The 25159-nt window shown below is 70.0% G+C and carries 29 protein-coding genes; 15 read left to right on the forward strand and 14 right to left on the reverse strand.

Annotated features, from left to right (window positions below):
* The first annotated feature begins 201 nt into the window (after nt 1-201).
* Complete coding sequence (locus ACOZ35_RS02330) at nt 202-882, forward strand: HAD-IIB family hydrolase (protein ID WP_424014879.1); 681 nt, start codon at nt 202-204, stop codon at nt 880-882.
* 33 nt (nt 883-915) lie between these two features.
* On the opposite strand, the gene ACOZ35_RS02335 is transcribed toward ACOZ35_RS02330, so the two are convergent.
* Nucleotides 916-1200: a ribonuclease P protein component 4 gene (locus ACOZ35_RS02335; RefSeq protein ID WP_424014880.1), complete on the reverse strand. Its 285-nt coding sequence runs from the start codon at nt 1198-1200 to the stop codon at nt 916-918.
* Nucleotides 1201-1344: 144 nt separating this feature from the next.
* On the opposite strand from ACOZ35_RS02335, the gene ACOZ35_RS02340 reads away from it, so the two are divergent.
* The 5 genes from ACOZ35_RS02340 to ACOZ35_RS02360 all read left to right on the forward strand — a co-directional run bounded on the left by ACOZ35_RS02340 (nt 1345) and on the right by ACOZ35_RS02360 (nt 4559).
* Complete coding sequence (locus ACOZ35_RS02340; RefSeq protein WP_004596226.1) at nt 1345-1539, forward strand: methytransferase partner Trm112; 195 nt, start codon at nt 1345-1347, stop codon at nt 1537-1539.
* 112 nt (nt 1540-1651) lie between these two features.
* A complete protein-coding gene (locus ACOZ35_RS02345) occupies nt 1652-2233 on the forward strand; it encodes a DUF7524 family protein (protein ID WP_424014881.1) in 582 nt (193 codons plus the stop codon).
* A 107-nt stretch (nt 2234-2340) separates the two neighbouring features.
* The gene (locus tag ACOZ35_RS02350; protein WP_004050211.1) at nt 2341-2529 is read left to right on the forward strand and encodes a hypothetical protein; all 189 of its coding nucleotides are present in this window, start codon (nt 2341-2343) and stop codon (nt 2527-2529) included.
* A 20-nt stretch (nt 2530-2549) separates the two neighbouring features.
* Nucleotides 2550-2987, forward strand: coding sequence for an RNA-binding protein (locus ACOZ35_RS02355; protein WP_424014882.1), 438 nt, complete (start codon nt 2550-2552; stop codon nt 2985-2987).
* 123 nt (nt 2988-3110) lie between these two features.
* Entirely contained in the window at nt 3111-4559 is a 1449-nt protein-coding gene (locus ACOZ35_RS02360) for an FAD-dependent oxidoreductase (RefSeq protein ID WP_424014883.1), read from the forward strand.
* A 24-nt stretch (nt 4560-4583) separates the two neighbouring features.
* Here ACOZ35_RS02360 and ACOZ35_RS02365 read toward each other — a convergent pair whose 3' ends face one another.
* The 6 genes from ACOZ35_RS02365 to nth all read right to left on the reverse strand — a co-directional run bounded on the left by ACOZ35_RS02365 (nt 4584) and on the right by nth (nt 9499).
* The gene (locus ACOZ35_RS02365; RefSeq protein ID WP_424014884.1) at nt 4584-5069 is read right to left on the reverse strand and encodes a hypothetical protein; all 486 of its coding nucleotides are present in this window, start codon (nt 5067-5069) and stop codon (nt 4584-4586) included.
* Nucleotides 5066-5560, reverse strand: coding sequence for a phosphopantetheine adenylyltransferase (locus ACOZ35_RS02370; RefSeq protein WP_424014885.1), 495 nt, complete (start codon nt 5558-5560; stop codon nt 5066-5068). Before ACOZ35_RS02370 ends, ACOZ35_RS02365 begins: the two co-directional genes overlap by 4 nt.
* Before the next feature lie 75 nt (nt 5561-5635).
* Nucleotides 5636-6247: a helix-turn-helix domain-containing protein gene (locus ACOZ35_RS02375; protein WP_424014886.1), complete on the reverse strand. Its 612-nt coding sequence runs from the start codon at nt 6245-6247 to the stop codon at nt 5636-5638.
* 100 nt (nt 6248-6347) lie between these two features.
* Nucleotides 6348-7427, reverse strand: coding sequence for a glutamate--cysteine ligase (locus ACOZ35_RS02380; RefSeq protein ID WP_424014887.1), 1080 nt, complete (start codon nt 7425-7427; stop codon nt 6348-6350).
* Nucleotides 7428-8107: 680 nt separating this feature from the next.
* Nucleotides 8108-8662 (reverse strand): DoxX family membrane protein, encoded by a 555-nt coding sequence (locus ACOZ35_RS02385; RefSeq protein WP_424014888.1) that lies wholly within the window; start codon nt 8660-8662, stop codon nt 8108-8110.
* 153 nt (nt 8663-8815) lie between these two features.
* Complete coding sequence (gene nth, locus ACOZ35_RS02390; RefSeq protein ID WP_424014889.1) at nt 8816-9499, reverse strand: endonuclease III; 684 nt, start codon at nt 9497-9499, stop codon at nt 8816-8818.
* A gap of 94 nt (nt 9500-9593) precedes the next feature.
* On the opposite strand from nth, the gene ACOZ35_RS02395 reads away from it, so the two are divergent.
* The 6 genes from ACOZ35_RS02395 (at nt 9594) to trpG (ending at nt 15869) form a co-directional block, all read left to right on the forward strand.
* Nucleotides 9594-10877: a tRNA pseudouridine(54/55) synthase Pus10 gene (locus ACOZ35_RS02395; RefSeq protein WP_424014890.1), complete on the forward strand. Its 1284-nt coding sequence runs from the start codon at nt 9594-9596 to the stop codon at nt 10875-10877.
* Nucleotides 10878-10990: 113 nt separating this feature from the next.
* Entirely contained in the window at nt 10991-11686 is a 696-nt protein-coding gene (locus ACOZ35_RS02400) for a universal stress protein (protein WP_424014891.1), read from the forward strand.
* A gap of 157 nt (nt 11687-11843) precedes the next feature.
* Nucleotides 11844-12896 carry an anthranilate phosphoribosyltransferase gene (gene trpD, locus ACOZ35_RS02405; RefSeq protein ID WP_424014892.1) on the forward strand — a complete coding sequence of 351 codons (1053 nt, stop codon included), beginning with the start codon at nt 11844-11846 and terminating at the stop codon, nt 12894-12896.
* Nucleotides 12896-13540, forward strand: a complete 645-nt coding sequence (locus ACOZ35_RS02410) for a phosphoribosylanthranilate isomerase (protein ID WP_424014893.1) — start codon at nt 12896-12898, stop codon at nt 13538-13540. The genes trpD and ACOZ35_RS02410 overlap by 1 nt, the downstream gene beginning before the upstream one ends.
* Nucleotides 13537-15279 (forward strand): anthranilate synthase component I, encoded by a 1743-nt coding sequence (gene trpE / locus ACOZ35_RS02415; protein WP_424014894.1) that lies wholly within the window; start codon nt 13537-13539, stop codon nt 15277-15279. Before ACOZ35_RS02410 ends, trpE begins: the two co-directional genes overlap by 4 nt.
* Entirely contained in the window at nt 15276-15869 is a 594-nt protein-coding gene (gene trpG / locus ACOZ35_RS02420; protein WP_424014895.1) for an anthranilate synthase component II, read from the forward strand. The genes trpE and trpG overlap by 4 nt, the downstream gene beginning before the upstream one ends.
* A 27-nt stretch (nt 15870-15896) precedes the next feature.
* Here the strand turns inward: trpG and ACOZ35_RS02425 are convergent, their stop codons facing one another.
* The 6 genes from ACOZ35_RS02425 to ACOZ35_RS02450 all read right to left on the reverse strand — a co-directional run bounded on the left by ACOZ35_RS02425 (nt 15897) and on the right by ACOZ35_RS02450 (nt 22031).
* The gene (locus tag ACOZ35_RS02425; protein WP_424014896.1) at nt 15897-16772 is read right to left on the reverse strand and encodes a molybdenum cofactor synthesis domain-containing protein; all 876 of its coding nucleotides are present in this window, start codon (nt 16770-16772) and stop codon (nt 15897-15899) included.
* Nucleotides 16773-16883: 111 nt separating this feature from the next.
* Nucleotides 16884-17300, reverse strand: a complete 417-nt coding sequence (locus ACOZ35_RS02430; RefSeq protein WP_424014897.1) for a DUF7124 domain-containing protein — start codon at nt 17298-17300, stop codon at nt 16884-16886.
* Between the two features lie 138 nt (nt 17301-17438).
* Nucleotides 17439-17654, reverse strand: coding sequence for a hypothetical protein (locus tag ACOZ35_RS02435; protein ID WP_424014898.1), 216 nt, complete (start codon nt 17652-17654; stop codon nt 17439-17441).
* A gap of 90 nt (nt 17655-17744) precedes the next feature.
* Nucleotides 17745-19940, reverse strand: a complete 2196-nt coding sequence (locus tag ACOZ35_RS02440; RefSeq protein ID WP_424014899.1) for a PAS domain S-box protein — start codon at nt 19938-19940, stop codon at nt 17745-17747.
* A gap of 105 nt (nt 19941-20045) precedes the next feature.
* On the reverse strand, nt 20046-21284 hold the full coding sequence (locus ACOZ35_RS02445; RefSeq protein ID WP_424014900.1) for an NAD(P)/FAD-dependent oxidoreductase: 1239 nt from the start codon (nt 21282-21284) through the stop codon (nt 20046-20048).
* 168 nt (nt 21285-21452) lie between these two features.
* Nucleotides 21453-22031: a DUF1684 domain-containing protein gene (locus ACOZ35_RS02450; protein ID WP_424014901.1), complete on the reverse strand. Its 579-nt coding sequence runs from the start codon at nt 22029-22031 to the stop codon at nt 21453-21455.
* A gap of 160 nt (nt 22032-22191) precedes the next feature.
* Between ACOZ35_RS02450 and ACOZ35_RS02455 the strand changes: the two genes are divergently transcribed.
* The 3 genes from ACOZ35_RS02455 to ACOZ35_RS02465 all read left to right on the forward strand — a co-directional run bounded on the left by ACOZ35_RS02455 (nt 22192) and on the right by ACOZ35_RS02465 (nt 24500).
* Nucleotides 22192-22788 (forward strand): DUF6149 family protein, encoded by a 597-nt coding sequence (locus tag ACOZ35_RS02455; protein ID WP_424014902.1) that lies wholly within the window; start codon nt 22192-22194, stop codon nt 22786-22788.
* 147 nt (nt 22789-22935) lie between these two features.
* Nucleotides 22936-23952, forward strand: a complete 1017-nt coding sequence (locus ACOZ35_RS02460) for an AI-2E family transporter (protein WP_004596174.1) — start codon at nt 22936-22938, stop codon at nt 23950-23952.
* A 35-nt stretch (nt 23953-23987) separates the two neighbouring features.
* Nucleotides 23988-24500: a TspO/MBR family protein gene (locus ACOZ35_RS02465; protein WP_424014903.1), complete on the forward strand. Its 513-nt coding sequence runs from the start codon at nt 23988-23990 to the stop codon at nt 24498-24500.
* On the opposite strand, the gene ACOZ35_RS02470 is transcribed toward ACOZ35_RS02465, so the two are convergent.
* On the reverse strand, nt 24497-25126 hold the full coding sequence (locus tag ACOZ35_RS02470) for a GNAT family N-acetyltransferase (RefSeq protein WP_424014904.1): 630 nt from the start codon (nt 25124-25126) through the stop codon (nt 24497-24499). The genes ACOZ35_RS02465 and ACOZ35_RS02470 overlap by 4 nt on opposite strands.
* Nucleotides 25127-25159: the final 33 nt, after the last annotated feature.

Raw genomic sequence — 25159 nt, forward strand, 5'->3', positions numbered from 1 at the left:
TTATAGGCGATCGGCTGGGGCTTTGGCGGTGTTCTCCGGCGGTTCACCACCAGTTATTTATAAGTGATCGGCCGGGGATCTGGATTTCTTCACCGCAATGTCGCGAACTGCTTATAAACAATCACCCAGTCGCTCCGATTCCGCTCCCTAACAGAGCCGATCGAACGGAAGACAGTTGTCGCCGAACGACCGATCCGAGGTATGCTTCCGCCCCTCGCGCTCGACATCGACGGCACGCTGACGACGCCGACCGGTCGGATCGACCCGCGAGCCTTCGAACTGCTGCCCGTCTGGGACGCGCCGATCGTGTTCGCCACCGGGAAGGCGTTCCCGTACCCGGTCGCGCTCGCGCACTTCCTCGGCCGCGAGGAGACGGTGATTGCGGAGAACGGCGGCGTCGCGTACGCCGACGGCGAGACGACGATCGTCGGCGACCCGGACGCGGCCCGGGCCGTCGTCGAGGCGTTCCGCGAGCGCGGCGGGGAGATCGGCTGGGGCGACGGCGACACGGTGAACCGGTGGCGTGAGACGGAGGTCGCGCTCTCGACCGACGCGGACGAGGCGCTCCTCCGCGAGGTCACATCGGGAGTCGACGACGTGGAGGTGGTCGACACCGGCTACGCCTACCACGTCAAGTCGACGGGGGTGAGCAAGGGACGCGCGCTCCGTGTCGTCGCCGACGCGCTCGGTGTCGACCCCGCCGCGTTCGTCGCGGTCGGCGACAGCGAGAACGACGTCTCGACGTTCGGCGTCGCCGGCGAGTCCTACGCGGTCGCCAACGCGGACGCCGCCGCGCGCGAGGCGGCCGACGAGGTGGTCGACGAGGGGTTCATGGACGGGACGATCTCGGTACTCGAACGACTGCGCGAGCGCGCCGAGTAGTCGGAGGCCTTCTTCCCCCTCTCGGTCATTCTCTCACTCCCCGCCGTACGGGTACCGCGCCGTCGCCCCGCACTCCAGACACCGGACGACCACGCGTCCGGGTCGCGTCCGGACGCGGCTCGTCTTTCCCGGCCGGAGGTAGACGGCGCAGTCGTCGCAGGCGCGTCTGGAGAGCTCTGAGGGGACCCCGCAGCGGTTGCGCTCGGCGATCCGGCGGGCGCGGGCGACGTACTCGCGGGCGCGGTCGTACTCGTCGTCGACGACCGCCTCGCGCGCGAGGGCGAACAGCCGCTCGATCCGCTCCGCCGGGATGCCCATGTCACGGAGGGCGGGGCGCGTCGCAAAAGGGGTTGTTATCCGGGTCGCTCCCGGCGGCCGGTTCTACCCGCCCTCGACGCGCCGATCTCCCCGGACCGGCCGCGACCCGCACGCTTTTTTATCGGTCCAACCCAACCGAGCGGTATGAAGGAATCCCTGATGGACGTGATCTGCTGTCCGCTCGACAAGGCGACCCTCGAACTTGACGTCGACGACGCGGACGACGAGGAGGTCCTCGCCGGGACGCTCACCTGCACGGAGTGCGGCGAGACGTACCCCATCGAGGACGGGATCCCGAACCTCCTGCCGCCGGACATGCGCGAGGAAGCAGCGGCGTAGGACTCACCCACGAAGACTCCCCGGGTCAGACGAGCCGCGACGGCGGCGACACCTGCTCGAAAACCCCTCGCCCGTGTGAATCTTTTTTTAGTACGGGGTCGTGGTCTCACCCGTGCCGACACTCGACGTCGAACTGAACGGGGAGACGGTCCACGACATCGACGCCCCGGACTCGTTCGTCACCGACGGGCCGTTTCCGGTCGTGCTCGAGAACAGCGGGCGCTCGACGCACGTCCACCTCCACTTCGACGACGACCTCGGCCGGGTGGCCGCGCTCGACGAGGGGAACCACTTCGTCGCCGACGAGGCCACCCGCCACGTCCACGTCTCGACGGCCGACGTCGACGAGGCCGTCCGCGGCAAACTGAAGATCGTCACCGGCTACGGGTCGAACACGAGGTACGTCGACGTGCGGGTCGACCCGTCGCCCGAGACTCCCGAGGAGTCGGTCGCCGTCGACGAGCGGCTCTCCGCGCCCCCGGAGCGTACGCCGGAGCCGCCGGCCCGACAGCGCGCGGTGAACGCGCTCGACCGCCTGGTACAGCGCGGCGGGGTCGCGGGGGCGGTCTTCGGGCTGGTCGCGGTCGGCGTCGCGGTCGCGGTCGCCGTCGCCGTCGACAGCGCCATCGTCTGGCTCGCGGTCGGGATCGCGCTGATGGTCGCGTTCGGCGCGGCGCTGCTCGCGGTGACGTGAGGGACGGATCACTACCCTCCATCTCCGTCGGCCCGCCACCATCGCCTCACTCCCCCGCCTCGCTCCGGATCCGCGCGCTTTTAACCGTCCCACCGGAACGAAACGCCATGAGCTTCGAGAAGGAAGACGAGGTCGTGCTCCACGACAAACACAGCGAGTACGACGGCGAGACGGGCACGATCACGCAGGTGATGGAGACGATGTTCGGCGACGCGACGTACACGGTCAGCTTCGAGGACGGCCAAGAGACGGGCGTCCCCGAGGACGCGCTCGACGCCGTCGAGAGCGAGGAGTAACGCCGCCCCCACCGCACCGCATGCCGAAAGTCCCCTTCCACTACGTCGACCTCCGCGCGTTCTCGTACGCCACGGAGGACGTGAAACGCGTCGAGCAGGCGCTGTACTCTCTGTTACCCGAAGACGTCGAGCTCGAGCGTGTCGAGAACGTGGGCCATCACGGGGACCGGATCGTCGTGCTCTCTGCCCGCGTCGAGCGGGCCGACGAGATGCGACACGTGCTCGACCGGCTCTCCGAGCTCGAGGACCTCGACCGCGTCCTCGGCGAGCTCGACGAGCGGGTCGACGACAACTGCGCGCTGTTCCTCCGCCTCGACAAGCAGGCGGCGTTCCGCGACGAGGTCCGGCTCGGTCCGGGGCTCACCGTCCGCACGAAGGTCGAGGCGTACCCGGCGAAAAAGGAGAAGGCGGTCGCGAACGCCCGCGAGACGCTCTCGCGGCTGGCGGACGAGGACTGAGAGCGACCGAGGCCGGTCGCGGTCGACCGACGACGGCCGCGCGTCCGGACCGCATCCGCCCGCTCGCGCGCCCGCCCCGCGCCCGCGGCGTGACTTTTTCACCCGGCCCGCCGATGTCCAGCCATGAGCGATCCGTTCGTGGTCGTCGGGGCCGACGCGGCGGGGTTGAGCGCGGCCAGCAAGTTCCGTCGCGAGGCGCCCGACCGGGAGGTCGTCGTCTTCGAGAAGGGCCGGTGGATCTCGTACGCCTACTGCGGGATGCCCTACTTCATCGCCGGCTACGTCGACCGCATGTCGAACCTCCTCTCGCTGTCGCCGAGCGAGGTCGACGAGCGGGGGATCGACCTCCGGCGCGAAAGCGAGGTCGTCGCCGTCGACCCCGACGCGAAGCGCGTCACCGTCGAGACGGCCGACGGCGACCGCTTCGAGCAGGCTTACGACGACCTGCTCGTCGCGACCGGCGCGCGCGCGACGACCGGCCCCTTCGACGTGCGCGGCGTCGACGGCGCGTTCACGCTGCATAACATGGACGCGGCGGCCGCCATCGACGCGTACATCGCGGAGCCCGACGCCTACGACCCCGAGCGCGCCGACGTGAGCGCGGTCGACCGCGAGCGCGTGGACCGCAACGCGGCGATGCCGGCCCCGGAGACGGCCGCGATCGTCGGCGGCGGCTACGTCGGCGTCGAGGTCGCGGAGGCGCTCGCGGAGCGCGGGCTCTCCGTCCACGTGTTCCACCGCTCCGGCCACCTCCTCTCGCCGTTCGGCGAGACGGTCGGGAAGCGCGTCGAGGCGGCGCTCGAAGCCGAGGGCGTGACAGTTCACACCGACGCCCCGGTCGAGGCGCTCGTCGGCGACGACCGGATCGAGGCGATCGAGGTCGGGGGCGAAGGCGACGGAGCGTCGACCGACCGCGTCCCCGTCGACATGGCGGTCGTCGGCGTCGGGATCCGGCCGAACACCGACCTGCTGGAGGGAACCGACGTCGACCTCGGGCCGGGCGACGCGATCCGCGTCGACGACTGCGGGCGCACCAGCCTGCCGGACGTGTACGCCGCGGGTGACTGCGCGACCGCGCGCCACGCGGTGACGGGCGAACCCGACTGGGTCCCGCTCGGGCTCACCGCGAACCGCGCCGGACGGGCCATCGGCGCGACGGTCGCGGGCGACCCGACGCCTGTCGGCGACATCGCTGGCACCGCGGCCGTGAAGGCGTTCGACACCGAGGCCGCGCGCGTCGGAATACTGGACCGCGAGAAGGCCGAGGCGGCCGGTTTCGACCCGGTCAGCGAGACGGTGACGGCGGGGTCGCGCTCCGGCTACTACCCGGGCGCGGCCGAGACGGACGTGACGCTCGTCGCCGACCGCGACACGGGGCGCCTCCTCGGCGGGAGCATCGTCGGCACCGACCGCGCGGCGATCCGGATCGACACCCTCGCGACCGCCATCGAGGCAGACATGACCGTCCTCGAGGTCGAGCGCTTGGACCTCGCGTACGCGCCGCCGTTCAGCCCGGTTTGGGACCCGATACTCGTCGCCGCGAAGGTGCTGAACGGGACGCTGGAGGAGTGAGGCGGTTCGGTTCGCGGCGGGGCGCTACCGCGTGGCCGCGATCCGGGAGACGAGGAAGCCGACGATCGCCGACGCGGCGCCCACCGCGACCGCGACCGCGCCGGCGAGAGCGAGCGGAGCGGTGAACGCGGCCGCGGCCGGGGCGCCGGCCACGAACGGGAGGACGTACGGCTCCGGTCCGAGTCCCCGAAGCAGCGTCCCCGCGAAGGGGCCGTAGGCGACCAGTATCGCCGGGAACGCGCCGCCGCCGGTCGCGGCGAACGCGACCGCGCCGATCGCCGTCACCGCGGCGAGGGCCCCGGTGGTCGCCGCGCTCTCGACGCCGACTGCGGCCGTCGCGTCGAAGGCGACGTACGACAGCGCGAAGCCGACTGCGCTCCACACCGTCGCCCGCTCGAAGCCGGATTCTCCGAGGGCGATCCGCCGGAGCGCCGCGCGTCGGGACTCGGCCGCGTCACCGTCGCTCGCGGCGTCTGCTGTCCGCTCGTCGCCTGCCTCATCGCCCGTCATTCCGGTCGCGTCGCGCCCCGCCCCTCGCGGTCGGGGGTGCGGTTGCCGTGTTCGTCGATCTCGCCCGCGACGATGCGCGTCGAGGAGATTCGCTCGCCGTCCTCCGCGGTCACGTGGTCGACGACGACTAAATCGAGCGGGTCGCGGCCCCGCTCGGCGCGGATCTCGTTGATCCGCTCGCCGCCGGCCTTCGTCTCTGGAGAGACGATCAGCGCGTCGAACTCCGGTTCGACCGCGATGCCGGTCGGCTCCGTCAGCTCGCGGATCTCGTACTCGCGGTCGTGCGCCTCGGCCCGCGGGGCCAGCTCCGCCTCCAGGTCGCGCTCGCGCCGGTCGTAGGGGCGGACGTACCGCTCGACGTGTCGGGTCTCCGGCGCCAGTTCGTCGGAGGTGAGCCCGACGGTGACGTCACCCAGCTCGAACGCCCGTTCGAACAGCTTGCGGTGGCCGTCGTGAACGGGATCGAACGTACCCCCCAGCGCGACGTTCATGCCTCTCCGTTGCGCGGGTCGAACTTAAAACGTCCCGAACCGCGGTCGGCCGAGGGGAAGTCGGTGCCGGCCGAATCAGTTCGTCGACTCGTCGTCCGTTTCGTCAGCGTCGTTGCCGTCGTCGCCGTCGTCGCCGTCGCTGTCCTCATCGCTGTCGTCTTCAGCCCCGCCGTCGCCGTCCTCGCCGTCGACGGAGATCTGGACCGGCTCGGTGTCGCCGTCGGGCGACTCGCCGCCGAGCCGGCGGTCGAGGTTGAAGACGGCGTTCAGCTCCGCCTGGACGTCGCCGACGACGGTGCGGACCAGCTCGCTCGGCGCGATGGCCTCGTACTCGTAGGGGTTGTTGCCCGCACCCTCCGCCTTCCGCTTGCCGCGCTCGACGGTGCCCTCGTCGTGGAGTTCCGCGAGCGCCTCGCGGACGGTGCTGGGGTACAGCCCCGTGCCGTCGGCGACCTCGTCGCTCGTGCTGTGGGGGTTATCGCGGAGGTAGACGTAGATGCGCGCGCGGGTCTCGGTGTCGAGCAGCCACGCGAGCAGGTCGACGACGTTGTCGTCGAACCCCTTGACAGCTCTATCGGCGCCCTCGCCGAGCCGCTCTTTCGTCTTCCGAAGCTCCTCGCGGGTCCGGTCCGTCGGCGACTCCTCCGGGTCGTCTCCCGGATCGGTCGGTGTATCGTCCGTGGTCATGCCGGAGACTGGGGGCTACGCGGCCAAAAGGGTTTCTCGTCGCTTTTGTTCCGACGAAACTCGCTGGAGCGGCCGGCCCGCGAGGCTCTCGATTCCGGGGTTAGGGGCTCACGAGGAGGTCAGAACGCAGCGCGTCGGCCCCCGACGACTCCTGAATCCGGCGCTGGCGCGCGGCGCCGCTCTCGGCCTCGTACACCTCGCGGATGCCGTCGATTCCGAGTCGGTCGCACTCCGCCTCGACGATCTCGCCGAGCGCGGTCGTCCCCTCGCCGTCGCGGTCGACGAACGCGGCGTCGTGGCCGCGGCGGATCGCGCGCCACTTGTTCTCGTCGAGCAGCTCGCGGCGCAGCGTCGACGGGGATTCGCCGTCCTCGTACCGCTCGGCGTAGTCGACGACCAGCGCGCGGACGTACTCGGCGAGCGCCAAGGTCACTTCGGGGTCGCGCTGGGCGTCGGGCGCGCGCACCTCTACCGTCCCGTGGCCGGTGTGGGGGCGCACGTCGAACCACAGCTCGCCGCGGTCGGCGATGGAGTCGGTCTCGACCATCCGGCGCTCGTACCGCTGGAAGGCGTCGAAGTCGTCGAACGCCGAGGGGATCCCGGTGTTCGGGAGGTTCTCGAACACCTTTGCGCGGGCCGAGGCGAGCCCGGTGTCGAACCCGTTCCAGAACGGGGAGTTCGCCGACAGCGCGAGCAGCACCGGACAGTGCCACCGCAGGCGGTTCGCGACCCAGACGGCCTTGTCCGCGTCGTCGACGCCGACGTGGACGTGGAGCCCCGCGGTCGTGTTCCGGTGTTGCGGGTACTGGATCCGGTCTAACTGCGCTTGGTACCGCGGCTTCTGAACGTGGTCGAGCTCGCGCCACTTCGCCGCCGGGTGGAGCCCCGCGGCCGCGATCTGATACCCGTCCGCGGCGGCGTGGTCGACGAGCGCCTCGCGGACCGTCGCGAGCGAGTCCGCGGCGTTCGCCGGGTCCTCGATCAGCTGCGTCTGCGCCTCTATCGTGCACTCGAACAGCTCGTGGTCGAACCCCTCCGGCACCGCCGCTGGCGGGTCGCGGCCGTACACGAGGTCGTCGGTCCCGGACGTGGGGTAGCCGTCGGCATCGACGATGTAGAACTCCTCCTCGATGCCGAGCGTCCCCATCCGGGAGAACGCCTCCCGCGAACCGAGTTCCATTACGCCTCCGTTCCGCCCGCGCGGTCTTATATGGATTGGAACCCGAAACGGAGCGCCGGTGTCGCGAACGACTACTTAACTGGACCGCGCGGCCGACTCTTTTACTTATAAAAACGAGCGGTCGCGGTGGCGCGTGCCTGCGAGCGGCCGCCCCTGGCGGCCGCGAGTCAGCACGCGCGAGGGAGTCGGCCACCCGGAGCGTAGCGGAGGGTGGCCGACGAGGCTGGGGAGGCGTGAGGTGCGGTCGCGGTGCTGTTCGGGGCGGGACTCAAAGGGGCAGCCGCGAGGCGGGCGTAGACGACGTAAGCACCGCAGGGAGCGAACGAAGTGAGCGACCGAGGAGCGCAACGAGTGTACGCCCGCCTCGCGGCTGGGGCTTTGGAGGTGTTCTCCGGCGATCCACAGTCAGTTATTTATAAACGAGCGGCTGGGGCTTTGGAGGTGTTCTCCGTCGATCCACAGTCAGTTATTTATAAACGAGCGGCTGGGGCTTTGGAGGAGTTCTCCGGGGATCCACAGTCATTCGCTTATAAATAAGCGTCAGCAACGCGACCGCTCTCCGTTACGAAACCCAGTATGAAAATCGAACCGACCGAACTGTACTCCGCGTCTCGAAAACGAGTCGGCGGCGGCGTTCGCACACCGCTGCTTCGATTCCCCTCGCTCGGTCTCGCCCTCGTTCAGCCGAGGACGTACCGGAGCGCCGGGAACTTCTCGACGAGCGCCTGCCCGCCGACGTCGATGTTCTCGATGTAGGCGTCGAGGCCGAGGACGCGGCCTGCGCCGAACGCCGCGACCGTGAGGAACACCATCGCGTACACCAGCGTCGAGTCGAACAGGGCGAGCGCCTCGCCGCTCCACCCGCCGAGGTAGAACAGCATCATCTGCATGGCGCCGCCGAGCGCGGCCAGGCGGACGAACGCGCCGGCAATCAGCGCGACGCCGATGAGCACCTGCGTGACCGGGACGACGACGTTGACGATCTCCATCAGCGCCGCGTTCGACGCCATCGCGGCGTATATCCCGCTGACCGGGCTCGCCGAGCCGACGTTCGCGAGGTAGCCGGCCGCGTCGAACGGCCACTCGGAGACCTTCCCGAGGCCTGCGAACAGGATCATCCCGCCGATGGTCGCCCGGAGCAGGACGATGAACAGCGCCGACAGCGAGTGCGCCTTCCCCAACAGTGTGACGCCGCCGATCTCGCCGCCGAACTCGTTTGTGGTTTTGGTGGACATTGTGTCTCTCCTCACTTACGGATACGCCGGATACCCATATAAAGCGGAAAGCGGGTTCCCCCTCGGCGGGACGAATTCCGCCGGGTCCCCGCATCCGCGGGGTCTTTAAATACTACCCGCCGAACGTCATCGGCATCTTGCCGTTCCCCTCGCCTACCACGCTTCGCCGCTCGCGAGGTCGACGTCGCCGTCTCCCTTCTCGGAGGGGCAGACGTCGGCGAGCGCGCAGTCGGCGCAGTCGGGGTTGATCGCGGTACAGGTCGCGCGGCCGTGGTCGATCATGAGGTGCGTGAACTGCTGCCAGTCGCTCTCGGGGACGATCTCCAACAGGTCCTGCTCGATCGCCTCCGGGCGCTCTTCCTCCGTAATCGCAAGCCGGCGCGTGAGCCGCTGAACGTGGGTGTCGACGACGATGCCCTCAACCACGTCGTGGCCGTGCTGGAGAACGACGTTCGCGGTCTTGCGGCCGACGCCCGCGAGGTCCGTCAGCTCCGACATCGTGTCCGGCACCTCGCCGTCGTGTTCCTCGACGATGTCCGAACACGCGGAGCGGATGTACTTCGCCTTGTTGTTGTAGTAGGTGATTGAGTTGATCGCCTCCGCCAGCTCCTCCTGAGACGCGTTCGCGTACTCTTCGGGACCGTGATACGTTTCGAACAGGTCGGCACACACCTTGTTCACGCGCTCGTCCGTGCACTGCGCCGAGAGGATCACGGCGATGAGCAGCTCCAGGCGGTTCGAGTAGTTGAGCGAGATGGTCGAGTCGGGGTACTCCTCATACAGCCGGTCGAGGACCTCGGCGACCTGCTCCTCTCGCGAGTCGAGTGGCGTTCCCATACGGATCCCCTCCGCGCGGGCGACATTGAACGATCCGACTGCGGTACCTCTGTCGAGTAGTAAGACAGTTACCACGCGCCGCGTTTGAGGGCGTATGGACGTACTCGACGTCGCGGCGCGCGCGACCGAGACCGGGCCGGTGTGCGACGCCTGTCTCGGCCGGCTCGTCGCCGACCGGAGCTTCGGGCTGTCGAACGCCGACCGCGGCTCGGCGCTCCGGGTGTCGCTCGCGCTGCGCGACGACGAGGACCACGAGCCGGTCGATGTCGCGGACTGCTGGGTGTGCGAGGGGCGCTGCGCCGAGTTCGACGCGTGGGCCGAGCGCGCCGCCGAGGCGGTAGAAGGGATCGAGTTCGCCACCTACAACGTCGGCACGCGCCCGCCGCCGCTGATCGAGGAGAACGAGGCGCTGCTCCGCGCGGACGTCGGTCTCGACGAGGACGCCGGCGAGCCGTTCAAGTCGGAGTTCAACCGCGAGGTCGGCAAGCGGTTCGGACGGCTGACGGACACCGAGGTCTCCTTCGACCGCCCGGACGTCCAGTTCACGATCGACCTAGCCGACGACGAGGTCGACGCCAAGGTGAACTCCACGTTCGTCTACGGCCGGTACAAAAAATTGGAGCGCGACATTCCCCAAACCGAATGGCCCTGCCGCGAGTGCAAGGGCTCCGGGCGACAGGGCGCGGACCCCTGCGACCACTGCGGCGGCTCCGGCTACCTCTACGACGACAGCGTCGAGGAGTACACCGCGCCGGTCGTCGAGGACGTGATGGACGGCACGGAGGCGACGTTCCACGGCGCGGGCCGCGAGGACGTCGACGCGCTCATGCTCGGCACCGGACGCCCGTTCGTGATCGAGGTCGAGGAGCCGCGCCGGCGCCGGGTCGACACCGACCGCCTCCAGTCGGACATCAACGCCTTCGCCGACGGCGCGGTCGAGGTCGAGGGCCTCCGGCTCGCGACCTACGACATGGTCGAACGCGTGAAGGAACACGACGCCGCCAAGCGCTACCGGGCACAGGTGACCTTCGACGCAGACGTCGACGCCGACGCGCTCGCCGAGGCGGTCGCCGAACTGGAGGGAGCCACCGTCGAGCAGTACACGCCCAACCGGGTCGACCACCGCCGCGCGAGCATCACCCGCGAGCGCGACGTGTACGAGGCGACCGCCGAACTCGACGACCCGCGCCACGCGACTGTTGAGATCCGCGGCGAGGGCGGTCTCTACATCAAGGAGCTCATTTCGAGCGACGAGGGCCGGACCGAGCCGAGCCTTGCCGGCCTGCTCGGCGTCGGCGCCGAGGTGACCGCGCTCGACGTGCTCGCGGTCGAGGGCGAAGACGAGCCGTTCGAGCGCGACGAGTTCTTCCGGGAGTAACGCGCTTCGGACCCCGGATCCGGCGCCCCGCTCCTCCTCACGGCGCGCCGTCCGGAACCGGTCACGAGCCGGGAACCAACGGGATTTATCTGACGAGCGTCAGACGTTCACGTATGAACAGGAGCGACGCCGACGGCGGAAACGCCCGAGAGGGCGGGACGCGAAACGGCGGCGCCCGCGGCGAGTCGGGCGGTTCGGCCGGGGGCGCCGGTCACGCGGGCGCGCCCGCGGTCGGTGACACCGTGATCCGGCCCGCCGTCGACGACGCGGCCGAGGTGCCGACCGTCGCCGACGTGTCGCTGAACGGTGCCGACCGCGCGGAGCGCCCCGACCGCGTCTCCTCGGTCCTCGTCGCCGTCGGTCCCGGTCCGCACTCGGGGGCGACCGTCGACGTCGCGCGCGAGATCGCGGACGCGACCGAGGCGTGGCTCGAACTGTTCCACGTCGTCCCCTCGGACGCGGCGCTGGCCGACGCCGGACCCGACGAGGACGCCTCCGGGACCGCCGTCGACGCGGGCGACCCGGACGCCACCGACTACGCGGCGGCCGGAGAGCGGCTCCTCGACGCGGCCGAGGACCGGCTCGCCGGGTTCGACCGCGCGGACCGGTGGCTCGTCGAGGACCGGACCGCGGCGGGCGCGGTCGTCGAGCAGTCGGCGTACTACGACCTGGTCGTCGTTGGCGCGCCGACGACCGGGACCGTCGGCCGCTTCGTCTTCGGCTCCACCACCGACACGGTCGTCGGCGACGCCGAGGTTCCCGTCGTCGTCGTCGAGGCCGACGGGTCGACCGCGCTCGACGCGGAGTAGGGAGCCAGTCGGCGCTGCCGCCCGCGGGGTTTTCTCCCCCGTCCACGCCGTTCACTAGTGTTCTCGCCGCGCGGTACCGATCCGCGATGCGGCGACAGCGTTAAATTAGTGTACATACTTGTACATCACAACGCGGAATACTACATCGGTGGACACAATGAATCTCAACGACACGGTCGAGCGCGTGACGGACGGGACGGATCTCACTGTCGAGGAGGCGCGCGAGGCCGCGCGACTCGTGTTCGAGGAGGCGACGGAGGCCCAGATCGGGGCGCTGCTCGCCGCGCTCCGCACGAAGGGCGAGACGGAGGCCGAGATCGCCGGGTTCGCACAGGGGATGCGCGACGCAGCGCGCACGATCGAGCCCGACCGCGAGCCGCTCGTCGACACCTGCGGCACCGGCGGCGACGACTACGACACGATCAACGTGTCGACGACCGCGGCCATCGTCGCCGCGGGCGCAGGCGTGCCGATCGCCAAGCACGGCAACTACTCGGTCTCCTCCTCGTCGGGCAGCGCGGACGTGCTGGAGGTCGCGGGCGCCGATGTCGAGGCCGAGCCGCCGGCCGTCGAGGACGCGATCGAGGCGGACGGCATCGGCTTCATGCTCGCGCCCGTCTTCCACCCGGCGATGAAGGCCGTCATCGGCCCGCGGAAGGAGCTCGGGATGCGGACGATCTTCAACGTCCTCGGCCCGCTCACCAACCCGGCGGGCGCCGACGCGCAGGTGCTCGGCGTCTACGACCCCGACCTCGTGCCCGTCATCGCGCGGTCGCTCGCGCACATGCCCGTCGAGCGCGCCCTCGTCGTCCACGGCGCCGGCATGGACGAGATCGGGATTCACGACGAGACGGTCGCCGCCGAGGTCGACGGCGAGGACGTGACGGAGTTCACCATCTCACCCGAGGACCTCGGGCTCGACCGTGCGCCGATCGAGGACGTCTCGGGCGGCACGCCCGAAGAGAACGCGACGGACCTTCGCGGGATCGTCGACGGCTCCGTGACGGGCCCGAAACGCGACCTAATCTTAGCGAACGCGGGCGCCGCGATCTACGTCGCCGGCGAGGCCGACACGCTCGAAGCGGGCGTCGAGCGCGCCGCCGAGGCGATCGACTCCGGCGCGGCCGCGGAGAAGTTCGCGGCGCTGTGCGGCGACGGCGACTCCGCCGGTGACAGCGTCGAGACCGCGACCGCGGAGGACGACGACTGATGGCGCGGGTGAAGATCTGCGGGATCACCAGCGAGGCCGACCTGCGCGCCGCGGTCGACGCGGGCGCCGACGCGGTCGGCGTCATCACCGAGGTGCCGGTCGACTCGCCGCGCGAGGTCGACCCGGCAAAGGCCGCCGAACTGCTCGCAGATGTCCCTCCCTTCGTTACCGCGACGCTCGTGACGATGCCCGACTCCGCCGAGCGCGCGACTGATCTCGCCCGCACGGTCGCGCCCGACGCGATCCAGCTTCACGGCGAGTGGACCGTCGACGAACTCCGGTACATTCGGGCCGAAACTGAGCGCCGGGTGCTGCTCACCGTCGACGCCGACGACCCAACCCGCGCCGAGGAGCTCGACGGCGCGGTCGACGCCCTGGTCGTCGACTCCACCGACGACTCCGGCGCGGGCGGCACCGGCGAGACGCACGACTGGCGCGCGACCGGCGAGCTCGCCGAGCGACTCACCACCCCCGTCGTGCTGGCGGGCGGGCTCACGGCCGACAACGTCGCCGAGGCGGTCAGGGTCGCCGACCCCTTCGCGGTCGACGTCGCCTCCGGCGTCGAGATCGAGGGCGGGCGGAAGGACCACAACGCGGTCGCCCGCTTCGTCGCCAACGCGGGCCGGGAGATGGAGCTGGCATGAGCGACGACGGAGCGCCCGGCGACGACAGCGCGCACGACGCCGCCGAGGCGTCGACGGGCAGCCCCTCGCTCGACCGCTCAAAGGTCGAGTTCGTCGAGCTCGCGGCCGACGCCGAGAAGCCCGTCGTCGTCCGCGCGTCGGCCTCGCTCGACGCCGACGTCACCCCACTCGGCGCGTACGCGACCCTCGTCGGCGAGGGGCCGTACGGCTTCCTCCTCGAGTCGGGGGAGAAGGTCGCCTCCAGCGACCCCGACGGCGCGTTCACGTCGGGCGGGAAGGCGGACAGGCACGCCCGATACTCGTTCGTCGGCTACGACCCCGAGGCGATCGTCTCGGTCCACCCGGACCGCACCGAGGTGACCGAACTCGGGCCCGCCGCCGAGTTCGTCGGCGAGAGCGCGGGCGGGGAGGGATCGGCCGGCGACCCGGACGTCGAGGGCGACCTCGGCCCCGACGCCGGCGACGCGGTCGACCGCGTCCGCGCGGCGTTCCCCGACGTGAGCCTCCGCGGCTTCCCCGACACGGATCGGCAGATCCTTTCTGGGGGGTTCGTCGGCTTCCTCGCGTACGAGGCCGTCTACGACCTCTGGCTGGAGGAGGTCGGCGTCGACCGACCCGAGACGGAGTTCCCGGACGCCGAGTTCGCGCTCACGACGCGGACCGTCGTCTTCGACGAGAAGGAGGGCGGCGCCGAACTCGTCTTCACCCCGGTGATCGGCGTCGACGACGACCCCGCCGAGGTCTACGACGACCTCGTCGCGGAGGCCGAGCGCGTCGCGGCCGAACTGGCGGCCGCGTCGCCGCCCGACCCGGACGGAGTCCACGTGCGCGAGGAGTCCGCCGACCCGCGCGAGGAGTACGAGGAGGCCGTTCGGACCGCCAAGCGGCACGTCCTCGACGGCGACATTTATCAGGGCGTGATCTCGCGCAGCCGCGAGCTCCGCGGCGAGGTCGACTCGCTGGGGCTGTACGCGGCGCTCCGCGACGTGAACCCCTCGCCGTACATGTACGTGCTGCGCCACGACGACCGGAGCGTCGTCGGCGCCAGCCCGGAGACGCTCGTGTCGGTGAAAGGCGACCGCGTCGTCTCGAACCCCATCGCCGGCACCTGCCCGCGCGGGACGAGCCCGGTCGAGGACCGCCGGCTCGCGGGCGAGATGCTCGCAGACGGCAAGGAGCGCGCCGAGCACACAATGTTAGTCGATCTCGCGCGCAACGACGTGCGGCGCGTCTCGGAGCCCGGCTCCGTCCGCGTCGAGGAGTTCATGAACGTGGTGAAGTACAGCCACGTCCAGCACATCGAGTCGACCGTGACGGGGACGCTCGCGGCCGACGCGGACGCGTTCGACGCGACGCGCGCGACGTTCCCCGCGGGGACGCTCACCGGCGCGCCGAAGGTGCGCGCGATGGAGATCATCGACGACCTCGAGACGACGCCGCGGGAGGCGTACGGCGGCGGCGTCGGCTACTACTCGTGGACCGGCGACGCCGACTTCGCGATCGTGATCCGGACCGCGACCCTCGACGAGTCCGGCGAGGAGTCGGTCGTCGGCGTGCGCGCCGGCGCGGGCCTCGTCGCGGACTCCGACCCGGCCGCGGAGTACGAGGAGACCGAACAGAAGATGGACGGCGTGTTGACCGCGATCGACCGAATTCGCGAGGGCGACGAGCGGGAGGACGGCAAGCGAGAGGGCGACGCAGCCGACCCGCTCGCCACCGGCACGGAGGCCGAGCGATGAAGGTCGTCGTCGTCGACAACTTCGACTCGTTCACCTACAACCTCGTCGAGTACGTCTCAGACCAGACGGTCGACGGGGAGCCGGTCGCGGTCGAGGTGTTCAAAAACACCGCCTCGCTCGCGGAGATCGAGGCCGCGGAGCCGGACGCGGTGATCGTCAGTCCGGGCCCGGGCCACCCGAAGAACGAGCGCGACGTGGGCGTGACGATGTCCGTGTTACGCGAGCTCTCGCCGACGGTGCCGACGCTCGGCGTGTGTCTCGGCCTGGAGGCCGCCGTCTACGAATACGGCGGCTCCGTCGGGCACGCCCCCGAACCGGTCCACGGCAAGGCGTTCCCCGTCGAGCACGACGGCGAAGGCGTGTTTCGCGGGCTCGACCAGGGGTTCCGGGCCGGCCGCTACCACTCGCTCGCGGCCACCGAGGTGCCGGACGCGTTCGCGGTGACGGCCACCACCGACCACGACGGCGAGTCGATCGTGATGGGGATCCGCCACCGCGACCACCCGATCGAGGCGGTCCAGTTCCACCCGGAGAGCGTGTTGACCGGGTCGGGCCACGACCTCGTCCGGAACTTCCTCACCGGGGTCTGAGGCGCCGGCGGATCAGGCCTTCTCGTTCTATTCGTCGTCGACCGCTTCGTCCTCGCCGTCGGCAACGGCCTCGCCGTCGTCGGCCGCTTCGTCGCCGCCGTCGATCGGCCCGTCCTCGCCTCCTTCCTCGTCGTCGAGCCCTCGGGCCGCGAGTCCTGAGAGGTGGCCGACCTCGGGGAGAATGATCTCGTTGACCCCGAGTCGGACCGCGTTCTCCGAGCCCGGCAGACAGAACACCGGCGTGGCGGAGGCGACCCCGGCGGTCGCGCGCGACCCGATGGTCCGCGTGCCGACCTCCTCGTAGGAGAGCCGCCGGAACAGCTCGCCGAACCCGGGGAGTCGCTTCGTGAGCAGCCCCCGGACGGCTTCGGGCGTGACGTCGTCCGGCGTGACTCCGGTCCCGCCCGTGGTCACCACGACGTCGGTGTCCTTCCGGCGGGCGAGGCGGTCGACGGTTCCCTGGACGCTGTCGTAGTCGTCGCCGATTAGCTCGCGGACGACGACCTCGTGGCCCGCCTCCTCGAACGCGCCCTCGATGTAGTCGCCGGCCGGGTCCTCGTCCGAGCCACGCGACGAGGACACCGTGACGACCGCGGCCGCGACCGAGTCGACGTCGTGGTGATGGTGGTCGTGGTCGGAGTCTTCGTCGTGGTCGTGCTGGTGGCCGTGATCGGAGTCTTCGTCGTGGTCGTGCTGGTGGCCGTGATCGGAGTCTTCGTCGTGGTCGTGCTGGTGGCCGTGATCGGAGTCTTCGTCGTGGTCGTGCTGGTGGCCGTGATCGGAGTCTTCGTCGTGGTCGTGCTGGTGGCCGTGATCGGAGTCTTCGTCGTGGTCGTGCTGGTGACCTTCGTCGTCGTGGTCGTGCTGGTGACTGTGGTCGCCGGCCTCGTCGGTATCGGTCATGAGTTCGCGTTCGTCGCCCTCGTCAAAACACCTCCCGGTCGCGGGCGCCGCGGTCGAGTCCGTCGACGCCGACGGCCGCCAACCTCGCCGAAATCTCGTTCCGACCGCGGCTCAGGGCCAGTCGTCTCTGGTCTGCTCCTCTGGCGCCTCCTCTGCCGACTCGCCGGTCGCGAGCGTCCATCCGGCCGCTTCGGCCGCGTCCTCGACGTGGAGGAACTCCCAGCCGGTCGCCTCGGCGAGCGCCTCGTCCTCGTCGTCGACCCCCACGAAGACGTGGCGGTCCGTGTCGAACTGCCCGCTGATGTTCTCTAAGCTCTCCTCGACGCCGCGCGGGCCGGAGAAGAAGTCCTGTCGCACGCGGTGTTTCCGCGTGAAGTTCGTGACGACGTAGGTGGGCTTCTCGCTGACGACCCCGACGTACTCGGTCCACTGCCGGGCGTTGTTGAACACCGCGTTGGGGTCCGCGAGCGCTTTCAGCGCCTCCAACTCGAACGCCAGCGTCATGTCTGTAGATCCGCCGCTGTCCATGCGACCCGCTTGCCCCCGACCGGCGAAAACAACTTCGCTTCCGGGCGGCCGCGCCCGCGGCTGCTCACCGTCGCGCGATCGCTCACCGTCGCGCGGTTGCGGCCTCTGGCGTGACCGCTTCCCGCGCCGCGCCCGCTCTCACCGCGACCGAACTAGGTAGTAGTCGGTGAACTTCACCACGTCGCCATCGGCGAGGTCGCCGGTCTCCGGCGCCGTCCACGGCACGTCCGCCAGCTCCCTGACGATCCCCTGCTCGTCGTCGTCCAGTTCGTCGTAGTGGCGAACCCGCGCGTCCGGCGGAACGCGGCCGGTGCGTCGGAGCCGCAGCCGTCGCCCGGTGTCTCTAAGTGACATGTGTTATCGTATACCACGATTAATCATAAGCGTTTCGCGGCGGGCGTCGCTCCGGTTCGGTTCGCTCGCCCCGCAAACGCGAGGGGCGTTTCAGGCGTCGGATCGGGGGAAGGTGAGCGTCACGACGGTGCCGCGGGGCTCCGCGTTCCCGACCGCCGCGGCGCCGCCCGACTGCTGGACGACCCAGTAGACGAGCCACAGCCCGAGGCCGCTGCCGTGGTACAGCGCGTCGACCGCCGTCCCGTCGACCAGGACGTCTCGGTTCATGCCGGTCAGCCCCGGCCCGTCGTCCTCGACGCGGACCTCGATCGCGTCGGGTCGGGCCTCGACCGACACCGCGACCGTCGGTCGGTCTCGATCGTGGTGTTCGACGGCGTTCCGGACCAGCTCGTCTATCGCCCGGGAGAGCCAGGTCGTCGCGGACGCCGTCGCGACGCCGTCGTCCGGCGCCGCCGCCTCGATCGTCGCGTGCGGGAACTCCGCCGTCCGCGCCTCGACCACCTGTCGGGCGACGCGCCCCACGTCGACGGGTTCGGTCTCCGGCGCGTCGCTCAGTATCTCGGTGATGTGGTGGGCCTTCTCGCTCGTCTCTAAGAGCGCGTCGGCCCGAGAGACGATGTACTCGGCCGCGTCCGCGGCGTCGGCGGCGCCCGCCACGATCTGTTCCGCCCGTCCCCGGACGACCGTCAGCGCGTTCCGGAGGTTGTGCTGGAGGACGCGGTCGACGACCCGGAGCTGTCGAGCGCGATGTTCGCTGTCGGTCACGTCCCGAAGCACGCCGACGACCCCGGCGGGCTCCCCGTCGACGGGGCTTCCGAGCGGGTAGTACCGAACGTCGAACGTCCGCCTGCCGCGGGTCGGGTGCGTCCGCGTCGTCCGGTACTCCACCCGCCTCCCGCGGAGCGCACGCTCCACCTGTCGCTCGACATCCTCGTAGCTGTCCGCCGGGACGACGTCGGCCAACGTCAGGTCCGTCACGTCGCGGTCGCCGAGCCCGTGGTACTCGCGGTACTGCGGGTTCGCGAACAGGAGTCGCCCGTCGCGGTCGACCGCAGCGATGAGGTCCGTCGCGCCGTTGATCGCGCGTTTGTACCGCTCCAGGTCCCGTTCGCGCTCCTTGCGATCGGTGACGTTCCGACAGATGGCGAAGGTGCCGGCCAAGTCGCCGTCGGCGTCGTAGTAGGGGTACCGCTGCGTGCTGAACGTCGCTTCCCGTTCGCTTTCCGGAAACGTCGGTGAGACCTCGTACTCGGCCATCTCCTCGGCGTCGAGCACGCTTCGCCGGCGCTCGTCGACCTCGGCCGCCGTCTCCGCGTCCATGAACGCGAACTCGTCGGTGCCGTACAGCGCCTCGCGGTCGATGCCCGCGAACTCGCTTACGGCCTCGTTAACCAGCTCGAACTCCCCGTCGCGGTTCTGGAGGAGGACGGGGTCGTCGAGCCGCTCGACGATGTCCCGGTACTGTTTCAGCTGGCCCATCGCCGCCTTCCGTTCCGTGACGTCCGTCTGGATCGCGACGAAGCGGGACACCTCGCCGCCGTCGTCGACGACGGGCGCGATCGTCTGGTGGGCGTGGTACGGCTCGCCATCTCGCCGCCGGTCGATTATTTCCTCCTCCCACACCTCGCCGTTCAGCAGGGTCGACCACAGCGAGTCGAAGTACTCGTCCGGCATCTCGCCGGAGTTGAGTATTCTCGGGGTCTCGCCTAAGACCTCCTCCGGCTCGTAGCCGGTGTGGTCGGTGAACGCCGGGTTGACGTACTCGATCGTTCCGTCGGTGTCGGTGACGTAGATGGCGTGGCCGGCGTGTTCGACCAGGTTGCGGAACGTCTCCAACGTCTCTCCACCGACCTCTTCGACGCCGTCGCGGAAGATCCCCGTGTAGACGGCGTCGCAGTCCTCCGTCGACGCCTCGGGAACGCCGTCGCGTCCGTCGCTTCCGCGCTCGTCTCCGGTTGCGTGTTCGTGGAATCGGACGGAGAAGGTCACGGTGTGGCCGTCCGCGTGTCGGAGCGGAACGGAGAAGCTCCCGCCGTCGTCGAGTCCCTCGGCCCGTGTGAACCGCTCGCGGACCGAGCGGGCGCGTCCGTCCGCCGCCTCCGCGGCGACGAGTGAGGCGAGCTCGCGGCCGCGGAGGTCCGCGGGGTCGTACCCGAGAACCGCCTCCGTGGCGGGGTTCGCGTAGACGACCGTTCCCTCCCCGTCGACGGAGACGACCGGATCGGAGCACCCCTCGACGAAGGAGGCGAAGAAGCCGTCCGGAGGCCGTTGCGATCCGGGTGACATATAAAGGAAGTAGCGTGTCGACCGTGAAAAGCACCTTGACACGTCGCTCGCAGAGACTCCGTCACCGCGGTCGGCGCTCGCCGATACGGGGGCGGGGTCGGCGCGTTACTGCTCGGTCGGGGCCGCCAGGTCGTCGACCGAGAAGCCGGGCTCCATGAGTCGGTCCGTCTGGTCGCTCACGTCGCGGCCCTCGCGCATCAGCTGTTTGAACGCGGACTGCGGCGAGAGGTCACCGATGAGCACGCCGCCGACCACCTTGCCGTCCTTCAACGCGACGCGGCGCCACTCGCCCTCGGCGGTGGTCGCCTCGACCGACTCGTCGCCGAGCGTCGGGTGGCCGAACGAGAGGAACGGGAAGTCGAAGTGCGTGATCGAGTACGAGGAGACCCACTTGAACTCCTCGCTGCCGTACTCGACCATGTTGCGGGCCGCGATCGTTCCCTGCTCTTTGGCCGAGCCCCACGAGCCGTTCTTCGCGCGCTCGCCGAGGATGAGGTCGTTGAACGTGGTGATGTCGCCCGCGGCGTACACGTTGTCGACGTTGGTGCGCATGAACTCGTCGACGACGATGCCGTCGTCGAGCTCCAGCGGCGTGTCCTCGACGAGCTCGGTGTTGAAGTTCAGCCCGATGGCGACGCCCGCGAAGTCGCACTCGTAGCGCTCGCCGTTCGGGTCGACTGCGGCCTCGACGTGGCCGTCGTCGTCGACCTCGAAGTGGTCCACGCCGGAGCCGAAGACGGGCTCGACGCCGCGCTCGCGCATCGCCTCGTGCATGATCTCCGCGCCCTCCTCCGAGAGCGCGTAGCGCCACCAGTTGTCGCCGCGCATCAGGTACTTCGCCTCGACGTCCTGCGCGCCGCAGATGGCCGCGAAGTCGATGCCGAGCAGTCCGGCGCCGACGATGACGCCCTTCTCCGCGCCCTCGACGCTCTCTTTGATCCGGCGGGCGTCCTGGAACGTCCAGAAGTGGTGGATCCCGTCGGCGTCGGCGTTCCCGACCGGGAGCTGCTGGGGGGTGCCGCCGATCGCGAGCAGGAGGCTGTCGTACTCGAACGTCTCGCCCTCGTGGGTGTGGACCGCGTCCTCGTCGAAGTCGATGTCGACGACGACCGTGTTGAGGCGGAGGTCCACGTCGTGGTCGTCGTACCAGTCCTCCTGGTGGATCGAAATCGGGGCCTCGGGGAGCTTCCCCTTCGCGTACTCCTTGATCAGGATCCGGTTGTAGAGGGACTCACCCTCGTCCGTGAGAACCGTGATCTCGGCGTCGGGCGCTTCATCGCGCAGCGTCTCGGCCGCGGACGCGCCCGCGATACCGTCACCGATGATCACGTACGAATCGCTCATAGCCGGCCGTTCGGATTCATGGTTAATGTGGGTTGTCATCCGCGTCTGGAGGCGTGAGAACCTCCCACATCGAGGCGCTGAGCGGGTTCCGCTCCGCCTTCTGCGACGGATCTCTCCCGCCAGGTTAGTGATCCGCGCCCGCCAGATTAGTGATCCGCGCCCGCCCGATCAGTGATCTCCGCCGGCGGGCTCCCCGGGGAAGTCCTTCTCGCCCGCCTCGACGGCGACGTCGAGCCAGTTCTCCGTGGGGACGAGCGGGCACTCGTACGCGTGGTTGTACGCGCAGGTCGGGTTGTACGCCAGATTGAAGTCTACGATCCACTCGCCGTCGACGCGGTCACGGTCGGGCTCCAAGTCAAGGTAGCGGCCCGCGCCGTACGTCGCCTCGCCGCTGGTCGCGTCGCGGAACGGCACCCAGAAGCGGTCGGCGCCGTCGGCCGGCCGGTACGCTTGGAGCGTCGCCGACTCGCCGTCGACCTCGAAGCGGAGCTCCCCCCAGCGGCGGTACGTCTGCTCGCCGTCCGCGGTCGTCTCGACGGTGACGGTCTCCTTCTCGTCGTGTTCGTGAAGCGGGAGGACGAACCGGTACGCCGGGTCCGGATCGAAGTACGCCAGCCCCGGGAACGCGTCGCCCCGCATCGACGCCGGTAGCGGCGACCGGGCCGACTCGCGGAACTGCTCGATTTTCGCCTCCCGCTGTGCCTCCACCTGTCCCGCCCAGTCGTCGTCCGCCTCCTTCGATGCCATGTCTACCCCAATATTGTTCGGTGAGCGCAATAACAGTTCCGCGGCGGGGTCGGGCTCGCACACGGCCGCGGCGGGAGTACGGGCGGGCATCGCGGTCCCGCTGACGGGCGCCGCGGCCGCGACGCCACACATTCAAGAGCGTCCCGACCCAACGACGCGTATGAAAATCCGGCAGAACATCCGCCACTGGGCCGCCAAGAAGGCGCTGACCACGCCGGTGGTCGGCGACGTCGCCAACGACAAGCTCGTCGATCTCCACACGAGCATCTTCCTCAACAAGGCCGACGAGGGGCGCCGCGAGGAGCGCCGCGACCACCTCGACAGCTTCTTCGACGCGACGATGGACGCGTACGTCGCCGCCTTGGAGGCCGGCTTCCCGGAGGCCGAGGCCCGCGAGATCACCCACGTCCAGGCGAACTTCGACTTCTTCAACCATGGCTGGACGGAGATGATGGAGATCCCGGGCGACGAGCTCGAGGAACACTACCGCCGGTACGAGTCGTTCTTCACCCGGTACGGCATCACGATCGACGACCCGCTCGGCGAGTTCCGCCCGCCGGCGGGGGTCGTCGAGGCGCCGGAGACGCCCAAGAAGCTCGACGAGCCCGAGTACGAGAACGCGCTGGCCGGCTTCGCCGACGACGTGTACGTCGAGACCGACGACGGGGAGACGGTCGTCGGCGGCGACACGGAGGAGCCGGACGAGGTCGACGCCGCGACCGCGCCCGGCCTCGACGAGGACGAGGCGAGCGCCTGAGCGCGGTCGAATCGCCGGTTCTCTGCTTCTTTCTCTGCTCCCATCTCTAATCCCTTCTCTGCTCCCTTCTGACGCCGGTTCCGCGCGGCTCGGCGGTCGCGACCGCTCGCCGACCACGTTTATACCCCGCCGGGGACACGGGGGCGTATGAACCGCGGGCAATCGTTCCTGCTGCTCCTCATGGGGTCGGTCGCGCTCTTGACCCTCTTCGTCATCCTCCCGTTCGTCGAGTACGTGATCGCCTCCGCGATTCTCGCCTTCATCCTCTACCCGTTCCACCGCCGGCTCACCAGCTGGCTCCGGAAGCGCGTCTCGAACCGGTTCGGCCAGATGCTGTCGGCGCTGATCCTCATCCTCTCGTCGATCGTCGCCGTCATCCTCCCGCTCGCGTACATCACCTGGGTGTTCGTCCGCGACCTCACCGCGATCGCGGCCGGCGAAACGGGGATAGACGTCGCCGCCATCGAGGCCGAGATCGCGGCGCTCACGGGACAGGACCCGGAGGTCGGCGACCTCCTCCAAACGATCGGTGAGCTCCTCGTCCAGACGCTGTTCGGCGGGTTCAGCGGCGTGTTGAACACGGCCATCCGCGCGTCGGTCGGGCTGTCGCTCGCGCTGTTCTTGGTGTACTACACGCTCATCGACGGCCCGGCGTTCGTCAAGTGGATCCGGGCGACGAGCCCGCTGCCGTCCGACGTGACCGCGGACCTCGTCGACCGTGTGAACGTGATGACCCGTGGCGTCGTCATCGGCCACATCTCCGTCGCGCTCCTCCAAGCGCTGGTCGCCGGGATCGGGCTGTGGGCCGCCGGGATCCCGAACGTGGTGTTCTGGACGTTCGTGATGGCGGTGTTGGCGCTGTTACCCCTCATCGGCGCCTTCTTCGTGTGGGGCCCGGCGGCCGCGTACCTCGTGATCGTCGACCAAGTAACCGCCGGGATCTTCCTCGCCGTCTACGGCGTCGCGGTGATCGCGATGGTGGACAACTACGCACGGCCGCTCGTCATCGACCAGCAGGCGCACCTGAACCCGGCGATCATCCTCCTCGGCGTGTTCGGCGGCATCTACTCGGTCGGGTTCACCGGCCTCTTCGTCGGCCCCATCGTGATCGGTGTGCTCGCGGCCACGCTGGAGACGTTCCGCGAGGACTACGACGCGATCTAACCGGGGTTTAATCCCGCACCCCGCGAACGATACCCATGGCAACGACCGCGACCTCCCGACTCCCGGACCGCCGCGACGCCCTCCTCATCGCCGGCGCGGCGGTCGCCGTCAACCTGATCGGCGCGCTCGGCGTCCCCTTCACGACCACCCAGAGCGTCTGGTTCGCGGCGCTGGAACTCCCCGCCTTCTACCCGCCGGGCTGGGCGTTCGGCGTCGTCTGGCCGATCCTGTACGCGTTACTCGGTGCGGCGGCCGCGCTCGTCTACCTCGCCGGGCGCGACGGGGGAGCGCCGACGGGTCGTGTCCGGACCGCGCTCGCGCTGTTTGGCGTCCAGCTCGCCGTCAACGTGGCGTGGTCGCCGGTGTTCTGGGGGCTCGAACGCGCCGACCTCGGGCTCGTCATCCTCCTCGTCCTCCTCCCCTTGGTTGTCGCGACCATCCGGGCCTTCGACCGCGTCGACCGCCGCGCCGCGGCGCTGCTTGTCCCCTACCTCGCGTGGGTCTGCTTCGCGACCGCGCTCAACTACGCAATCTGGACGCTCAATTAGCGCCCGTCGCGCGGGGTTCGGTCGAGTTCGGGCGGGCCGCGCTCCAGCCGCTCGGCGACGAACCGGCGCTCAGCCTGACTGAGCTCGCCGTCCGTCTCGCGGAACGCCGCCAGCCCCTCGCGGTACTGCTCGGGATCCACGTCGGCGGGCGCCGCGGCGGGTCGCTCCAGTTCCAGTTCGGCGATCCCCGTGCGCTCGCCGGTGTATGCGAAGCCGCACTTGTGGCACGCCTCGTACGCGAACGGGTTGTTCACGGCAATCTTCACGCGCTCGAAGCCGGCGACCGCGAGGTCGGCGACCGTCTCGCCGATCAGCCGCGGGCCGATCCCCTCGCCGCGCCGCGCGGCGTGGACCGTGACGTACCGCAGCCGACAGCAGGCCGGGTCGGTCCGGTCGGGTGAGAAGGAGACGGCCGCGACCACGTCCTCGTCGAACGCATCGGGGTCGACCGTGTCCGGCAGCGGCTCGTCCGGCTCCCAGTCCGGCGCGGCCGGGCGCCCGTCCGGCGTCCGGATCACCGACTTCCCCGGCGCGCCGACGACGAACTTGCCGGCGTACGCGAACGCCCGGTAGTCGAGGCGGAGGGTCTCCCCCACGTCGGGCGGACACACGAGCGCGTACTCCATGGGCGCCGTACGGCGGCGAGAAGGTAAATAGGG

It is taken from the genome of Halorubrum xinjiangense, from assembly GCF_049604745.1.
Classification (GTDB): domain Archaea; phylum Halobacteriota; class Halobacteria; order Halobacteriales; family Haloferacaceae; genus Halorubrum; species Halorubrum xinjiangense_A.

What these genes read in the sequence shown, in the direction of transcription:
- ACOZ35_RS02400 (WP_424014891.1), top strand. Translation starts at nt 10,991, where the DNA reads ATGAACAGGAGCGACGCCGACGGCGGAAACGCCCGAGAGGGCGGGACG.
- nth (WP_424014889.1), bottom strand. Translation starts at nt 9,499, where the DNA reads ATGGGAACGCCACTCGACTCGCGAGAGGAGCAGGTCGCCGAGGTCCTC.
- trpE (WP_424014894.1), top strand. Translation starts at nt 13,537, where the DNA reads ATGAGCGACGACGGAGCGCCCGGCGACGACAGCGCGCACGACGCCGCC.
- ACOZ35_RS02470 (WP_424014904.1), bottom strand. Translation starts at nt 25,126, where the DNA reads ATGGAGTACGCGCTCGTGTGTCCGCCCGACGTGGGGGAGACCCTCCGC.
- ACOZ35_RS02335 (WP_424014880.1), bottom strand. Translation starts at nt 1,200, where the DNA reads ATGGGCATCCCGGCGGAGCGGATCGAGCGGCTGTTCGCCCTCGCGCGC.
- ACOZ35_RS02450 (WP_424014901.1), bottom strand. Translation starts at nt 22,031, where the DNA reads ATGGCATCGAAGGAGGCGGACGACGACTGGGCGGGACAGGTGGAGGCA.
- ACOZ35_RS02410 (WP_424014893.1), top strand. Translation starts at nt 12,896, where the DNA reads ATGGCGCGGGTGAAGATCTGCGGGATCACCAGCGAGGCCGACCTGCGC.
- ACOZ35_RS02460 (WP_004596174.1), top strand. Translation starts at nt 22,936, where the DNA reads ATGAACCGCGGGCAATCGTTCCTGCTGCTCCTCATGGGGTCGGTCGCG.
- ACOZ35_RS02360 (WP_424014883.1), top strand. Translation starts at nt 3,111, where the DNA reads ATGAGCGATCCGTTCGTGGTCGTCGGGGCCGACGCGGCGGGGTTGAGC.
- ACOZ35_RS02440 (WP_424014899.1), bottom strand. Translation starts at nt 19,940, where the DNA reads ATGTCACCCGGATCGCAACGGCCTCCGGACGGCTTCTTCGCCTCCTTC.
- ACOZ35_RS02425 (WP_424014896.1), bottom strand. Translation starts at nt 16,772, where the DNA reads ATGACCGATACCGACGAGGCCGGCGACCACAGTCACCAGCACGACCAC.
- ACOZ35_RS02355 (WP_424014882.1), top strand. Translation starts at nt 2,550, where the DNA reads ATGCCGAAAGTCCCCTTCCACTACGTCGACCTCCGCGCGTTCTCGTAC.
- ACOZ35_RS02430 (WP_424014897.1), bottom strand. Translation starts at nt 17,300, where the DNA reads ATGGACAGCGGCGGATCTACAGACATGACGCTGGCGTTCGAGTTGGAG.
- ACOZ35_RS02375 (WP_424014886.1), bottom strand. Translation starts at nt 6,247, where the DNA reads ATGACCACGGACGATACACCGACCGATCCGGGAGACGACCCGGAGGAG.
- ACOZ35_RS02435 (WP_424014898.1), bottom strand. Translation starts at nt 17,654, where the DNA reads ATGTCACTTAGAGACACCGGGCGACGGCTGCGGCTCCGACGCACCGGC.
- ACOZ35_RS02455 (WP_424014902.1), top strand. Translation starts at nt 22,192, where the DNA reads ATGAAAATCCGGCAGAACATCCGCCACTGGGCCGCCAAGAAGGCGCTG.
- trpD (WP_424014892.1), top strand. Translation starts at nt 11,844, where the DNA reads ATGAATCTCAACGACACGGTCGAGCGCGTGACGGACGGGACGGATCTC.
- ACOZ35_RS02340 (WP_004596226.1), top strand. Translation starts at nt 1,345, where the DNA reads ATGAAGGAATCCCTGATGGACGTGATCTGCTGTCCGCTCGACAAGGCG.
- ACOZ35_RS02365 (WP_424014884.1), bottom strand. Translation starts at nt 5,069, where the DNA reads ATGACGGGCGATGAGGCAGGCGACGAGCGGACAGCAGACGCCGCGAGC.
- ACOZ35_RS02465 (WP_424014903.1), top strand. Translation starts at nt 23,988, where the DNA reads ATGGCAACGACCGCGACCTCCCGACTCCCGGACCGCCGCGACGCCCTC.
- ACOZ35_RS02395 (WP_424014890.1), top strand. Translation starts at nt 9,594, where the DNA reads ATGGACGTACTCGACGTCGCGGCGCGCGCGACCGAGACCGGGCCGGTG.
- ACOZ35_RS02380 (WP_424014887.1), bottom strand. Translation starts at nt 7,427, where the DNA reads ATGGAACTCGGTTCGCGGGAGGCGTTCTCCCGGATGGGGACGCTCGGC.
- ACOZ35_RS02445 (WP_424014900.1), bottom strand. Translation starts at nt 21,284, where the DNA reads ATGAGCGATTCGTACGTGATCATCGGTGACGGTATCGCGGGCGCGTCC.
- ACOZ35_RS02350 (WP_004050211.1), top strand. Translation starts at nt 2,341, where the DNA reads ATGAGCTTCGAGAAGGAAGACGAGGTCGTGCTCCACGACAAACACAGC.
- trpG (WP_424014895.1), top strand. Translation starts at nt 15,276, where the DNA reads ATGAAGGTCGTCGTCGTCGACAACTTCGACTCGTTCACCTACAACCTC.
- ACOZ35_RS02385 (WP_424014888.1), bottom strand. Translation starts at nt 8,662, where the DNA reads ATGTCCACCAAAACCACAAACGAGTTCGGCGGCGAGATCGGCGGCGTC.
- ACOZ35_RS02330 (WP_424014879.1), top strand. Translation starts at nt 202, where the DNA reads ATGCTTCCGCCCCTCGCGCTCGACATCGACGGCACGCTGACGACGCCG.
- ACOZ35_RS02370 (WP_424014885.1), bottom strand. Translation starts at nt 5,560, where the DNA reads ATGAACGTCGCGCTGGGGGGTACGTTCGATCCCGTTCACGACGGCCAC.